This window comes from Allobosea thiooxidans (genome assembly GCF_900168195.1).
Lineage (GTDB): Bacteria > Pseudomonadota > Alphaproteobacteria > Rhizobiales > Beijerinckiaceae > Allobosea > Allobosea thiooxidans.
On sequence record NZ_FUYX01000005.1, the window covers coordinates 181,077 to 194,724 of the forward strand.

Annotated in this window: 16 protein-coding genes; 8 read left to right on the plus strand and 8 right to left on the minus strand. The window is 66.5% G+C overall.

The window, feature by feature from the left end; translation table 11 throughout:
* Nucleotides 1-2 precede the first annotated feature (2 nt).
* Entirely contained in the window at nucleotides 3-377 is a 375-nt protein-coding gene (locus B5Y19_RS11345) for a response regulator (protein WP_055727330.1), read from the plus strand.
* On the opposite strand, the gene B5Y19_RS11350 is transcribed toward B5Y19_RS11345, so the two are convergent.
* Nucleotides 374-919 (minus strand): Lrp/AsnC family transcriptional regulator, encoded by a 546-nt coding sequence (locus B5Y19_RS11350; RefSeq protein ID WP_244555565.1) that lies wholly within the window; start codon nucleotides 917-919, stop codon nucleotides 374-376. The two genes, B5Y19_RS11345 and B5Y19_RS11350, sit on opposite strands and share 4 nt — an antisense overlap.
* Before the next feature lie 84 nt (nucleotides 920-1,003).
* On the opposite strand from B5Y19_RS11350, the gene B5Y19_RS11355 reads away from it, so the two are divergent.
* Nucleotides 1,004-2,158: a trans-sulfuration enzyme family protein gene (locus B5Y19_RS11355; protein WP_055727328.1), complete on the plus strand. Its 1,155-nt coding sequence runs from the start codon at nucleotides 1,004-1,006 to the stop codon at nucleotides 2,156-2,158.
* A 15-nt stretch (nucleotides 2,159-2,173) separates the two neighbouring features.
* Nucleotides 2,174-3,067: a DMT family transporter gene (locus tag B5Y19_RS11360; RefSeq protein WP_079591490.1), complete on the plus strand. Its 894-nt coding sequence runs from the start codon at nucleotides 2,174-2,176 to the stop codon at nucleotides 3,065-3,067.
* Nucleotides 3,068-3,092: 25 nt separating this feature from the next.
* Here the strand turns inward: B5Y19_RS11360 and B5Y19_RS11365 are convergent, their stop codons facing one another.
* Nucleotides 3,093-3,683 (minus strand): glycoside hydrolase family 19 protein, encoded by a 591-nt coding sequence (locus tag B5Y19_RS11365; RefSeq protein WP_055727326.1) that lies wholly within the window; start codon nucleotides 3,681-3,683, stop codon nucleotides 3,093-3,095.
* A gap of 104 nt (nucleotides 3,684-3,787) precedes the next feature.
* Nucleotides 3,788-4,309 carry a cysteine dioxygenase gene (locus tag B5Y19_RS11370; RefSeq protein ID WP_055727325.1) on the minus strand — a complete coding sequence of 174 codons (522 nt, stop codon included), beginning with the start codon at nucleotides 4,307-4,309 and terminating at the stop codon, nucleotides 3,788-3,790.
* A 177-nt stretch (nucleotides 4,310-4,486) separates the two neighbouring features.
* Between B5Y19_RS11370 and B5Y19_RS11375 the strand changes: the two genes are divergently transcribed.
* A complete protein-coding gene (locus tag B5Y19_RS11375) occupies nucleotides 4,487-4,960 on the plus strand; it encodes an Lrp/AsnC family transcriptional regulator (RefSeq protein ID WP_055727324.1) in 474 nt (157 codons plus the stop codon).
* A 160-nt stretch (nucleotides 4,961-5,120) separates the two neighbouring features.
* Here the strand turns inward: B5Y19_RS11375 and B5Y19_RS11380 are convergent, their stop codons facing one another.
* The 5 genes from B5Y19_RS11380 to B5Y19_RS11400 form a co-directional block, all read right to left on the minus strand.
* Nucleotides 5,121-5,810 carry an OmpW/AlkL family protein gene (locus B5Y19_RS11380; protein WP_055727323.1) on the minus strand — a complete coding sequence of 230 codons (690 nt, stop codon included), beginning with the start codon at nucleotides 5,808-5,810 and terminating at the stop codon, nucleotides 5,121-5,123.
* 167 nt (nucleotides 5,811-5,977) lie between these two features.
* Nucleotides 5,978-7,600, minus strand: coding sequence for a peptide chain release factor 3 (locus B5Y19_RS11385; protein WP_055727322.1), 1,623 nt, complete (start codon nucleotides 7,598-7,600; stop codon nucleotides 5,978-5,980).
* Nucleotides 7,601-7,714: 114 nt separating this feature from the next.
* Nucleotides 7,715-8,491 (minus strand): ABC transporter permease, encoded by a 777-nt coding sequence (locus B5Y19_RS11390; protein WP_055727321.1) that lies wholly within the window; start codon nucleotides 8,489-8,491, stop codon nucleotides 7,715-7,717.
* Complete coding sequence (locus B5Y19_RS11395) at nucleotides 8,488-9,429, minus strand: ABC transporter ATP-binding protein (RefSeq protein ID WP_055727347.1); 942 nt, start codon at nucleotides 9,427-9,429, stop codon at nucleotides 8,488-8,490. The genes B5Y19_RS11390 and B5Y19_RS11395 overlap by 4 nt, the downstream gene beginning before the upstream one ends.
* 282 nt (nucleotides 9,430-9,711) lie before the next feature.
* Entirely contained in the window at nucleotides 9,712-10,359 is a 648-nt protein-coding gene (locus B5Y19_RS11400; RefSeq protein WP_055727320.1) for a hypothetical protein, read from the minus strand.
* 198 nt (nucleotides 10,360-10,557) lie between these two features.
* Here B5Y19_RS11400 and B5Y19_RS11405 point away from each other — a divergent pair, with 198 nt between their 5' ends.
* From B5Y19_RS11405 to B5Y19_RS11415, 4 genes are read left to right on the plus strand one after another with little or no spacing between them, the layout of a single operon-like run.
* A complete protein-coding gene (locus B5Y19_RS11405; protein WP_055727319.1) occupies nucleotides 10,558-10,926 on the plus strand; it encodes an EamA family transporter in 369 nt (122 codons plus the stop codon).
* 7 nt (nucleotides 10,927-10,933) lie between these two features.
* Entirely contained in the window at nucleotides 10,934-11,071 is a 138-nt protein-coding gene (locus B5Y19_RS26095) for a hypothetical protein (protein WP_156367023.1), read from the plus strand.
* Nucleotides 11,072-11,075: 4 nt separating this feature from the next.
* A complete protein-coding gene (locus B5Y19_RS11410; protein WP_055727318.1) occupies nucleotides 11,076-12,080 on the plus strand; it encodes an NAD-dependent epimerase/dehydratase family protein in 1,005 nt (334 codons plus the stop codon).
* Nucleotides 12,077-13,525 (plus strand): aspartate aminotransferase family protein, encoded by a 1,449-nt coding sequence (locus tag B5Y19_RS11415; protein ID WP_079591492.1) that lies wholly within the window; start codon nucleotides 12,077-12,079, stop codon nucleotides 13,523-13,525. The genes B5Y19_RS11410 and B5Y19_RS11415 overlap by 4 nt, the downstream gene beginning before the upstream one ends.
* The last annotated feature ends 123 nt before the right edge of the window (nucleotides 13,526-13,648 follow it).

Sequence of the window (13,648 nt, forward strand, 5' to 3'; positions counted from 1 at the left end):
CGATGTCACGCATTCTGGTCGTCGACGACGAGGAGCCGTTGCGCGTTCTGGTGGCGCGCGGCCTCGGCCTGGACGGCCATAGCTGCCTCACCGCCGCCGACGGTGCCGAGGCGCTCGACATCCTCCTCGCGGAGGAAGGACGCTTCGACCTTCTGCTGACCGATATCCGCATGCCGCTGATGGACGGCATCGCGCTGGCGCTCGCCGCCAAGCAGCGCTTTCCCGAACTCACGATCATGCTGATGACCGGCTATGCCGAGCAGCGCGAGCGGGCCAAGAGCCTGGAGACGATCGTCGCCGAGGTGATGGCGAAGCCGTTCACCATCGCCGAGCTGCGTGCCACCGTCATGAAGGTGATCGAGCGCTCGATCGGCTAGGCCGACCGTACCGGCCGGCGCTCCGGCGGATCCTTCCGGTTGGGGCCCACCACCTCGCGCATGGCGACGTAGGTATAGAACGACGAGACGTTGGGATCGTCGTGGAAGACCTCGCGCGCGAAGGCGGCATAGGCCTCCATGCTTTCCACCTGAAGGTGGAGGACGAAATCGGCGCCTCCGGTGACATAGGAGGCCTGCCGGATTTCCGGCCGCGCGCCCAGCTTGCGGGCGAAGGCGTCGGCGAGCTGCGAGCCGCGGACGAGCGAAACCAGCACATGGATGGTGACGGGCAGGCCCAGCACAGCGGGATTCACGATCGAGACATCGGCGGTGATGATCTTCTCCGCCCGCAGCCGGCGCAGGCGGCGCAGCACCGCGCTCTGCGACAGCCCGACGCGTTCCGCGAGGATGCGGGCCGGCGTTTGGTTGTCGCGCTGCATCTCGTCGAGCAGCGCCTGGTCGAACGAGTCAAGCTCGGCGGTTTTCGTCATCAATCGTTTTTCTGCGGTGAAAATAGGCGCGTCAATGGCGGAAAACGCCAATTATGATTTTTGCGGTTCGCTAATCTGCTCCCGATCCGCCGCCGAGATCGTTCGGCCCGGGCGGCATGATGGTTGGGAGCGAAGATGAGCAGCAAGAGCTGGAGCCCGCGAAGCCTCGCCGCCCAGGCCATGGGCAAGATCGACCCGCTGACCAAGGCCGTGGTGCCGCCGATCCATGTCGCGACGACCTATATCCGCGACGAGGACAATGGCTATTCCTCGGGCTTCATCTATGGCCGCCCGGACAACGAGACGGTGCACGAAGCGCAGGCCGTGCTCGCGATGCTCGAGGAGGCGAAGGCCGGCGCGCTGCTCTTCGGCTCCGGCATGGCCGCGGCGACTTCGGTGTTCCAGGCTCTCGCGCCCGGAGACCATGTCGTTGCCTCCAAGGTGATGTACTGGGCGCTGCGCGCCTGGCTGCTCAACGAGGCGACGCGCTGGGGCCTGACGATCGATTTCGTCGAGACCGACGATCTTGCCGCGCTCAAGGCGGCGGTGAAGCCGGGCGTGACCAAGCTCGTCTGGGTCGAGACGCCGTCGAACCCGCTCTGGACCATCACCGACATCGCGGCCGCAGCCGAGATCGCGCACAAGGCCGGTGCCCGGCTCGCGGTCGATTCGACCTGCGCCTCGCCGGTGCATACCCGGCCGCTGACGCTCGGCGCCGACATCGTCATGCATGCGGCGACCAAGGTGCTGAACGGCCATTCCGACGTGGTGGCGGGAGCGCTCTGCGCCCGTGAGGACGACGCGTTCTGGAACCGGATCAAAACCGTGCGCAAGGGGCAGGGCGGCATCCTCGGCCCGTTCGAAGCCTATCTGCTGATGCGCGGCATGCGCACGCTGCATTTGCGGCAGGAGCGCCAGTCGGCTTCGGCGATGGCGCTGGCCGAGCGCCTTTCCGCCCATCCGCTGGTGGCACGCGTGCTCTATCCCGGCCTGCCGCAGCATCCCGGCCACGACATCGCGGCGCGGCAGATGGAGAACGGCTTCGGCTACATGCTCTCGGTCCAGGTCACGGGCGGGGAGACGGCCGCGGTGAAGACGGCGGCCCATGTCGAGCTCTACAAGCGCGCGACCTCGCTGGGCGGCGTCGAGAGCCTGATCGAGCACCGCGCCTCGATCGAGGGCGCCGGCTCGCCCTGTCCGACCGACCTGCTGCGCCTCTCGACCGGCATCGAGGATCTCGAGGACCTCTATGCCGACCTCGACCAGGCCCTGAGAGCCGGGCATCGCTGAGGCGGCTGATTGTCGATGAGCAGCGGGACAGCGGTGTCGGTCGAGGCCCATCTGCGGTCCGGCCAGGTTCTCCTCATGATCACGGCCGTGGGGTGGGGGCTGAACTGGGCTGTCCTCAAATTCGTTCTCCAGGACTGGCCGCCCCTGTTCGCGCGCGGGGTCGCCGGCCTCCTGGGAGCGGTCGGGCTGGCCCTGGTTGCCGGGCTGCGCGGCGAGGCCTTCGCCGTTCCACGCCATGCCCGCCTGCGCCTTGCCGTGGCGGCCGTGGTCAATGTCTTCGCCTGGATGGGCTTCACGGCCCTGTCGCTGAACTGGCTCAAGGTCTCGGAAGGCGCGCTTATCGCCTATTCCATGCCGATATGGGCGATGCTGATCGCATGGCCGCTGCACGGCGAGCGACCGAACCGCCGGAGCCTGCTGGCACTGATATTGGGCATCGCCGGCATCGTGGTGCTGATGGGCGGTCCGGATCTCGCCGGCGGCAAGTTGCCGGGCGTCCTGTTCGCGGCTGGCGCCGCGATCCTCTTCGCCTTCGGCACGGTCACCGCGCGCGAACCGATCGCGATGAGCCCCACGGCGCTGACGGCCTGGCAGGTGGCTCTCGGCTGCCTGCCGATGGTGATGCTGGGCCTGTTCCTGGAACGGCCGCAGGTCTCCGCACTTTCGGCTCCGGGCCTCAGCGGTCTCGTCTATATGGCGGTCGGCCCGATGGCCCTGTGCTACCTGACCTGGTTCGGAGCGCTCAGGCGGCTGCCGGGCTCCGTCGCGGCGACGGGCATGTTGCTCGTTCCGATCGTTGGGACGCTTGCAGCCGTCCCGCTGCTGGGCGACACGCTGGGCGCCCGGGAGCTGGGTGCCATGGTTCTCACCCTCAGCGGCGTCGGGCTGGCCTTGCGAAGGTCGTCCTGACAGTTGCCACTGCGATGGATGGCGGCTAGCGCCAGATCGCCTTCGCTTTGGCGAGGTAGCGCAGCCGCGCGGCCAGCCCGGTGCGGCCACCGTTGACGAGCTTCGTCACGCGCTCGATGTCGTCGGCGTCGGCGGCTTCGTTGATGGCGCGGGCGCTCCAATAGGCGAAGGCGATCTGCAGCGAAGTCGCGGGCTCCCTCGCGCGGTCCGGCTCGGCTTCGAGGTCGATGCCGAGAATCTGGCCGAAGCGGCGGTAGTTCGCGCGGCCGGTGAGCTGGAAGATGCCGCGGCCGTGATAGCGCGCGCCGTCGCCGGGCTGGATGTTGCCGAGGTCGCGGCGGCCTTCATAGCGGGCGAACCAGGCCGGGCCGCCATATTCGGCGAGCGTCCGGAAGCCGTCGGTCTCGTGGGCGGTCTGCGCGAGGAAATGGCAGACGCGCAGCCGCGTCGTGACGGCGTGCTCGTGCGCCAGCCGGCCGAACGATCCGGCGATGCCGGCGACGATCGCAGGCTCCGCCGAGGGGGCGAGGTGCAGGAGCCGCTCGCGGGTGACCGCCAGGGCCGGATCGACGGCAATTCCGACGCCGATCCAGGCGCCGATGGCTCGCATGGACATGGACTGCCCTCCCGAAAAGGAGGGCATGATCGCCGCGATCGCGATGCCGGGGACAAGGAGGCCGGGTTATCCCCGGTACGAGGGCGGGACGGCGTCGTGCGGCTTCAGCCGTCGACCGCGGTGTACACGGTCTCGATCGAGGAGGCCCGGACCTCATGGTCGAAGCCGTAGATATGGATCGAGATCGCCTCGCCCGGGCCGAAATTGCGCATGCGGTGGATGTTCGGCCCGGAGGGCAGCATGCAGGCGACATAGCCCGGCTCGCGCTCCTGCTCCTCGGTGGGCACGGCGCGGCTGGCGTCGATGGCGCGATACCAGGTCTCGGTGACGGAGCCGGAGACGACGCCGAAACAGCAGGAGCAATGATGGTCGTGGATGCAGGTCGACGAGCCTTCGTCCCAGACGATCGCCCAGACGCTGACGGCCTCGTTGCCGGCGAGCAGGTTGCGGCTGTAGCCGCCGGCCTTGCGCTCCAGCGGCAGGCGCCGGACCAGGTCCGGCATGGCGACGAGCTCCTGCAGGACCTCGCGCGCCGCGGCAAGGTAGTCGCGCGACAGCGTGCCGGCGTCCGTCCGCAGGCTGCGCAGCACTGCCCCGCGCCGCTCCTCGCTCAGAAATCCCTGCATGCCGTTCCCTCTCGATTGTGAGGAAAATGATACGGGATGCGTGCGGGCAGCGGTTTGCGGAGATGGAGAATTTTCTTCCTCGATTGGAATCTGATGCCCGATGTAGGATGATGCGTGGAAAATTCACCCCGCTTCCTTCATCCGGAAGGAAACGGATTCCGAAGCCGCCGAGGTGTCATGGCCAAGCTCGATGCTTTCGACCTGCGTATTCTGGCGCGACTTCAGGAGGATGCGAGCCTGCCGCTGGCGGAGCTTGCGGAGGCGGTGGGGCTGTCGTCCTCGCCCTGCTGGCGGCGGGTGCAGAAGCTCGAAGAGGGCGGCTACATCAAGCGCCGCGTCGCGCTGCTTGACCGGGAGAAGCTCAAGGCCGGTGTGACCGTCTTCATCGCGATCAAGACGGCGCGCCATTCGATGGAGTGGCTGGAGCGCTTCCACCAGGCCGTGCACGACCTGCCGGAGATCGTCGATTTCTACCGGATGAGCGGCGAGATCGACTACCTGCTCAAGGCCTATGTTGCCGACATCGCCGCCTATGACGCGCTCTACAAGAAGCTGATCTCGCGCATCGATCTCAGCGACGTGACCTCGATGTTCGCGATGGAGGAGCTCAAATCCACTTCGGCGATTCCGCTGGGCTTCGTGGACATGTAAGGCGCGGCTGAAGCGAGGCAGGACGTCATTGCGAGCGCAGCGAAGCAATCCAGGTGGGCTGGGCCGAGCCTTTCGCCCTGCGGCCTCTGGATTGCTTCGTCGCCATGCTCCTCGCAATGACGGTTCCGGCTCGTCAGGCGATCCTGCCTGATGGAAAGCTTCAGAAGCGATAGGTGACGCCGGCGCCGATTAGCCAGGGGTCGATCTTGACCTTGCCGGCGACGAGCCCGTTGTTCACCTTCACCTTGGGCTCCAGGAAGAGCTTCTTCACGTCGAAGTTCAGGCCCCAATGCTCGTCGATCATGTAGTCGAAGCCGGCCTGGAGGGCGAAGCCGAAGGAATCCTTCAGGTCGAAGTCGGTGAAGCCGCCCTTCGCCTTCTCGTTGAAGAAGACGGTGTAGTTCACGCCGACGCCGAGATAGGGCTTGAACGGCCCGAGATCGGTGAAGTGGTACTGCAGCATCAGGGTCGGCGGCAGCAGCCAGGCCGAGCCGATGCGCGCGCCGGCGAGGCTGCCCGCGCCCTTCACATTATGCGGGGTGACGCCGAGGATGAGCTCGGCGGCGAAGTTCTTCGTGAAGAAGTAGGTGATGTCGAGCTCGGGCACGACCGAGTTGGAGATGTCGACCTTGCCGCCGACGACCGGTGCGCCGCCCAGCCTGAGATTGGCCTCCTCCTGCGGCACGACGAAAAGCGCGCGGCCGCGGATCATCCACGGGCTCCAGCTGGTCATGATCGGCGCCAGGGGTGCCGCCTTGGTCGAAGGCAGGTCGGCCGCATGAGCGCTTGTCAGCGCCGTGGCGCCGAGCAGCGTGGCGGCAAGGGAAAGACGGATCGAGCGAGAAGTCATGGCGGCAGCCCCAGGAGTGGCGAGGCCCGGGCGCCGAACGCGCCGCGAGTCTCATGCCTCCATCAGCGCCGGTTTCGCGCGATGCGTATTGATCCGGATCAACCCGACAGGCGCGCGCCGCGGCCTGTCGCGTTCAGGCCACAGTGGCGATCGGGGCCGTTTCCGGCTCAGCCCTTCGTGACCTTCTGGTAGTCCTTCACGTCCGAGAAGCGGATGTCGGGCGCGCGCTCGGCGTCGTATTTCAGCGTGAACTGGCTCGAGGCCATGAAGACCGGGTCGCCGTCGAGGTCGTCGGCCATGACCGAGGGCTTGGCCCCGACGAATTTCTGCAGCGCCAGCTTGTCGTCCGAGGAGATCCAGCGCGCGATCGCGAACTGGCAGGGCTCGAAATCGATCGGCAGCGAATACTCGACCTCCATGCGCTCCTTCAGCACGTCGAGCTGGAGGGCGCCGACGACACCGACGATGGCGGGGGCGCCGTCATGCGGCAGAAAGAGCTGGACGACGCCTTCCTCGGCCATCTGCTGCAGCGCCTCGCGCAGCTTCTTGGCCTTCATCGCATCCTTGAGCTTGACGCGGCGCAGGATTTCCGGCGCGAAGCTCGGCACGCCCTTGAAGACGATGTCCTCGCCCTCGGTCAGGGTGTCGCCGATGCGCAGCGTGCCATGGTTGGGCAGGCCGACGATGTCGCCGGCGAAGGCCTCTTCCGCGATCGAGCGGTCGCGCGCGAAGAAGAATTGCGGGGCGTTGAGCGGCATCGGCTTGCCGGTGCGAACCAGCTTCGCCTTCATGCCGCGGGTCAGCTTGCCCGAGCAGACGCGCATGAAGGCGATGCGGTCGCGATGGTTCGGGTCCATGTTCGCCTGGATCTTGAAGACGAAGCCGGTCATCTTCGGCTCGGAAGCCTCGATCGGGCGCTTGTCCGCCAGCTGGGCGCGCGGGCTCGGCGCATGGGCGCCGAGAGCGTCGATCAGGTCGCGCACGCCGTAGTCGCGCAAGGCGGCGCCGAAATAGAGCGGGGTCAGGTGCCCCTCGCGGAAAGCCTGCAGATCGAAGGGCTTCAGGCCCTCGCTGGCGAGGAAGACCTCCTCGCGCCAGGTTTCGGCGGCGCCGTTCGGCAGCAGCTCGTCGAAAAGCGGATCGTCCCAGCCGGAGACACTCTGGTCCTGCGCGCTCTCGTCGCCCTTCTGGTTGCGGCGGAAGGTGTTGGCCTTGAGGTCGTAGGTGCCGACGAATTCGCGGCCGCGGCCGACCGGCCAGGTCATCGGCGCGACGTCGAGCGCCAGCGTCGTCTCGATCTCGTTGATCAGGTCGAAGGGATCGCGGGTCTCGCGATCGACCTTGTTGATGAAGGTGACGATCGGGATGTCGCGCAGCCGGCAAACCTCGAAAAGCTTCTTGGTGCGGTCCTCGATGCCCTTGGCGGCGTCGATCACCATCACCGCCGAGTCGACCGCGGTCAGCGTGCGATAGGTGTCTTCCGAGAAGTCCTCGTGGCCGGGCGTGTCGAGCAGGTTGAAGACATGGCCGCCATATTCGAAGGTCATCACCGAGGTGACGACCGAGATGCCGCGCTGGCGCTCGATCTTCATCCAGTCCGAGGAGGTCTGGCGGCGGCCCTGCTTGGCGCGCACCTCGCCGGCGAGCTGAATGGCGCCGCCGAAATAGAGCAGCTTCTCGGTCAGCGTCGTCTTGCCCGCGTCCGGGTGCGAGATGATGGCGAAGGTGCGCCGGCGCGCATGCGGCGCGGCGGCGGCCGCAGGCGCTTCGAGGGTCGAAAGATCGGTCATGGGCCGCTTCAAGACGGATGCGGGGCGGAAGTCAACGGCGCTTGTGCGTTACGCTGCCGTCATTGCGAGGAGCGAAGCGACGAAGCAATGACGCCGGAGGTGAAGGATTGCGGCTCAGTTCTTCAGCCGGTAGCCCGTCTTGAAGATCCAGCCGACGATGGCGATGCAGGCGGCAAGGAAGAGCAGCGTCATGCCCAGGCTTACGCCGAGGCTGACATCGGCGAGGCCGAAGAAGCTCCAGCGGAAGCCGCTGATCAGGTAGACCACGGGATTGAACAGCGTCACCGTCTGCCAGAAGGGCGGCAGCATGCTGATCGAGTAGAAGGAGCCGCCGAGGAAGGCCAGCGGCGTCACGATCAGCAGCGGGATGACCTGGAGCTTCTCGAAGCCGTCGGCCCAGATGCCGATGATGAAGCCGAACAGGCTGAAGGTCGTGGCCGTCAGCACCAGGAACAGCAGCATCATGCCCGGATGCTCGATCCTGAGTGGCACGAAGAAGGTGGCGGTCAGCAGGATGATGAGGCCGAGCAGGATCGATTTCGACGCGGCCGCGCCGACATAGGCGATCACGGCCTCCCACCAGGCCACTGGCGCCGAGAGCAATTCGTAGATCGTGCCGGTGAATTTCGGGAAATAGATCGCGAAGGAGGCGTTGGCGATGCTCTGCGTCAAGAGCGAGAGCATGATCAGGCCGGGCACGATGAAGGCGCCATAGGGCACGCCGTCGATTTCCTGCATGCGCGAGCCGATCGCGCCGCCGAAGACGATGAAATAGAGCGAGGTCGAGAGCACCGGCGAGACGATGCTCTGCAGCGGCGTGCGCCAGGTGCGCGCCATCTCGAAGCGGTAGATCGCGGCGATCGCGCGCGGGTTGAAGCTCGCGGCGCTCATGCCCGCTCCCTCACCAGATTGACGAAGATCTCCTCCAGCGAGCTCTGGCTGGTGCTGAGGTCGCGGAAGCGGATGCCGGCTTCCGACAGGGTCTGAAGCAGCGTGGTGATGCCGGTGCGGTCGGCCTGGGTATCGTAAGTGTAGACGATCTCCTCGCCATCGGCCGAGAGCCTGAGGTCGAAATCGGCGAGCGCGGCGGGAACGCCGGTGATCGGCTGCTGCAGCTGCAGGGTGAGCTGCTTCTTGCCGAGCTTGCGCATCAGCTCGGCCTTCTCCTCGACCAGGATGATCTCGCCCTTGGAGATGACGCCGACGCGATCGGCCATCTCCTCGGCCTCCTCGATATAATGGGTGGTCAGGATGATGGTGACGCCGTCATCCCTGAGCCGGCGCACCATCTGCCACATGTCCTGGCGGAGCTCGACGTCGACGCCGGCGGTCGGCTCGTCCAGGAAGAGGATGCGCGGCTCGTGCGAGAGCGCCTTGGCGATCATGACGCGCCGCTTCATGCCGCCGGAGAGGCGGCGGATCTGCGTGTCCTTCTTGTCCCAGAGCGAGAGGTCCTTGAGGATGCGCTCGATCAAAGCGGGGTCCTTCGGCCTGCCGAACAGGCCGCGGCTGAAGCTGACGGTCGCCCAGACCGTCTCGAAGGCGTCGGTGGTCAGCTCCTGCGGGACGAGGCCGATGGCGGAGCGCGCGGCGCGGTAGTCCCGCTGGATGTCGTGGCCATCGGCCGTGACGGTGCCCGTGCTCGGCCGCACCAGCCCGCAGATGATGCTGATCAGCGTGGTCTTGCCGGCGCCGTTGGGGCCGAGCAGAGCGAAGATCTCGCCGCGTTTGATGGCGAGATCGACCGATTTCAGCGCGCTGAAGCCGGTGGCATAGGTCTTGGACAGGCCCGAGACCGAGATGATCGGCGGTGTCGATGGTGCGTGCATGGACCGCATATAGGTCAGGTTGGCCGGGGTTGCGACGGCGGGACCATGCCGGAGAAGCATGATCGCCTGTCAGCCCGTGGCGGCAGCATGCCCAAAAGCAGCGAGGCCGGGCGCGGGCCCGGCCTCGTCGACGAAAGCGCCATCCGCCTATTTCATGAAGAACCACAACAGGATGATGATCGGGATCGGAACACCCACAAGCCACAGAATGATCGAGCGCATCGAACAGCCCCTCATTGAAAGGAAGATGCTGTGGCAACGCTCCCGTCTGGGGGAAAGTTCCTATCGGTCTGCGCCGGGAGCTGCAGCCAGCGCCTGCGCGCTGGGGTGCCAGAGCGGCCGGTAGCCATTGGCCAGTGCCGCCAGCGTGGCCGGCGGGGTGAGGACGGTCGCTAACCCTTCCGGGCGGGAGCGAAGCGCGACATAGCCCGCCGGCGACCAGAGCAGGGCGGAAGCGCCGCACAATGCCAGGAAGGCTCCATCGCCGGAGAGCAGCATCGTTCCATCCGGCAGCGTCTCGGCCGGCAGGGGATGCGTGCGCTTGGCGCGGCCGATCCGCCGATCGGCATCGAGGATGCGGTCGATCTCGGGGAAGAGCGGGGTCTGTGCGAGGCCGAGCCCCTTCACCAGCGCGTCGCGATAGGCGAGGGCGTCGCGGCGGCGGCATTCCATGCAGGGGCGGTGGCCGGCCGCCAGCGCCGTCACCTCGTCGCAGAAGAAGAGCTCGGTATAGCCGCGGCCCCAGACCTTGCGGCGCCGCTCCTTGAAGGAGAGCACGCAGCAGAGCCAGTGCTGCGTCGCCTGGATGCGGGTGGGGACGGTGCGGTTTTCGGGATCGTGGAAACGCCCGCCGCGATTGCCGAAGAACGTGCCGCGGGCCGGGTTCGCGAAGAGCGTTCCGTCGGGCCTGACGCGATTGGGGAGGGGCATGGTCGGTCTCCGTTCGGCGGCAGGATAGGTCGGCGCGCGTCAGATCGCGTCAGCGACGGCGGTCATGCCGTGTTTCGTCGATCGCGGCAGCTTCCCCTTAACGCTACGGACAAGTCGGCACCTGACCCTAAGGCATTTGAAGGGTTTTCCGCGGCATTCCGACCGGCAAGAACGCCACGCGGAACCGCCAGCGCCACGATGAACGCCTATGTTCCCCTGATCCTGTTCACGGTGCTGACCAATGCGGCGGCCCAGCTGATGCTGAAGCGCGGCATGAGCGGGCTCGGCGCCTTCGACCTCGCCCATGACGGGTTGATCGGCACGGTCTTCCGCGTCGTCTTCAACCCCTTCGTCTTCGCGGGACTGTGCACTTTCGTGGTCAGCATGGCCTCGCACCTGATCGTGCTGTCCAAGGTGCAGATCAGCTACGCCTACCCGTTCCTGAGTCTCGCCTATGTCGTCGTCGCGGCCTACGCCTATTTCGTCTTCCACGAGGATCTGAGCCCGACGCGCGTCGCCGGCATCGGCCTGATCGTGCTCGGCACCGTCTTCATCGCACAAAGCTGAGGGAAACATGGACCTGATCATGAGCTTGTTCTTGCGCCTGTTCCTGCGCCTCGGCGCCCTGTTCGCGCCGCAGGCCGCCTTGCGGCCGGTCCCCGTGCCGGTGCGCAGGCAACGTCCGCGCCTGCCCGCCGACCCCCAGGGCTGAAGCGATGAGGCACATCATCATCGGCGGCGACGGCTTCGTCGGCTCGCATCTCGCCGCAGACCTCGCGGCGATGGGCGAGGCGGTCCTGGTCGTCGACATCCACAAGAGCGATCACGCGCATTACGCCACGGTGCCGTTCCTGAAGGCCGACGTGACCCGGGCGGAGAGCGTGGAGAGCACCCCGCTTGCGCCGCAGGACGTGGTCTACAACCTCTCGGCCAAGATGCTCTCGCCGATCGTGACGCGCGCCGAGCGGCGCGATTTCTTCTGGCCGGTGAACTATCATGGCACCCAGAACATCCTGCACTGGATGGAGAAGAACGGCGCCGACCGGCTCGTCCACTTCACCACCGACATGATCTACGGCCATTCGGTCACGGTGCCGCAGGACGAGACGCACCCGGCCAAGCCGCTCGGCGAATATGGCGAGAGCAAGCTCGCCACCGAGCGCCTCGCCGAGGAATACCGGGCGAAGGGCTTCAGGATCCCGATCTTCCGGCCGCGGCTGATCATCGGGCCGGGGCGGCTCGGCATCCTGGTCAAGCTGTTCAGGCTGATCGACATGAACCTGCCGGTGCCGATGATCGGCGGCGGCAACAACCCCTACCAGTTCATCTCGGTTTTCGACTGCGCCAGCGCCTGCGTCGCGGCCTGGAAGGCGGGTTTCCCGAACGAAGCCTATAATCTCGGTTCGGACGATCCGCCGCCGGTGAAGAAGCTGCTCGGTGACCTGATCAGGCATGCCGGCTCGAAATCGATCCTGCTGCCGACGCCCGCGCCGCTGGTGAAGCTCACCCTCGATGCGCTCGACGCGATCAACATGCCGATCATGGACCCGGAGCAGTACAAGATCGCCGACGAGGTCTGCATCCTCGACACCTCCAAGGCCAAGCGCGAACTGGGCTGGCGGCCGCGATACCGCGACGAGGACATGCTGCTCGCCGCCTATACCGAATACCGCAAGGCCAAGGATGGCCAGAAGCCGGCGCCGAGGAGCCTCGCAGCATGAGCATGCCCGCCTTCAAGCCCGAGGATACCGCCATGACCGGCGCCCGCCCGCAGCTCATCAGCGTCGAGGCCGCCAAGCAGCTCGACGCCGGCCAGGTGAAGGAGCTCTTCGCCGCGCATCTCAACCCCGGCCAGCTGCATTTCCTGAAGCTGCTCGGCTTCGACAGGATCCTCGTCGATCGCGCCGAGGGCATGCACTACATCACCAGGGACGGCCGCAGGATCCTCGATTTCTTCGGCGGCTTCTGCTCGGTCGCCTTCGGGCACAACCATCCGCGCATCATCGCCGCGCGGCAGAAGTTCCAGGACGAGAACCGCCACGAGATCTGCATGGCGTTCATGTCGCAATATGCGGCGGCGCTGGCGAAGAACCTCGCCACCATCGCGCCGGGCGATCTCGACATGGTCTTCCTCGGCTCCACCGGCTCGGAGGCGATGGAGGCGGCGCTGAAGGTGGCCGAGCAGGCGCAGGGGCCGGCGAAGTCGAAGATCCTGCATGCCGCGAACTCGTTCCACGGCAAGACCAAGGGCGTGCTCTCGGTCACGGATTCGACGCTCTACCAGTCGCAGTTCAAGCTGGTCGAGAACCGGATCAAGGTGCCCTTCGGCAATATCGAGGCGGTTCGCCTCGCGCTGGAGAGCGATCCGGCGATCGGCATCGTGGTGATGGAGACGATCCAGGGCGGCGGCGGCATCGTCGAGGCGCCGGAAGGCTTCTGGCGCGAGCTGCGCGCACTCTGCGACAAGCACGGCGTGCTCTGGATTGCCGACGAGGTGCAGTGCGGGCTCGGCCGCACCGGCCAGTTCTTCGCCTTCGAGCGTGACGGCGTCGTGCCGGATGTGACGGCGCTCGCCAAGGCGCTCGGCGGCTCCAAGGCGGCGATGGGCGCGATGATCGCTCGGCGCGAGGTCTACATGAAAGCCTATGGCAAGCCGAAGACGGCGCTGATCCATGCGCAGGCGACCTTCGGCGGCATGGGCGAGGCCTGCGTCTCGGCGATCGAGGCGCTCAACGTCCTCTATGACGAGGACCTGATGGGTAATGCCCGGCGCCAGGGTGACTACCTGATCGAGCGGCTGAACGGATTGCGCGCGAAGTATCCGACCCTGCTGAAGGAGATCCGCGGGCGCGGCCTGATGATCGGCGTCGAGTTCCAGGACATCAGCGAGACCATGCCTTTCGGGCTCAAGCACATGGTCGCGCTGCTCGACGACAAGCTGAAGGGCTCGCTCTGCGGCTTCGTCGGCGCGCTCCTGCTGAAGGAGCACGACGTGCTCGTCGCCTTCACCGAATACAACCGCAACGTCATCCGGCTGGAGCCGCCGCTGATCGTCACGCGCGAGCAGTGCGACGAATTCATTTCGGCGCTGGACGAGGTGCTGTCGCGCGGCGTGACGGGTATCGTCACCGGCTATCTGCGCAAGGTCGCCGCCGCCAAGGGCTGATTGCAGCCGTCATTGCGAGGAACGTAGCTCGCAATGACGGACAGGATCGGGGTGAAAACGAAAAGAGGGCCGGCATCTGCCGGCCCTTTTCAGTCTGGTCTCGAAACTCTGCAGACGGGACGG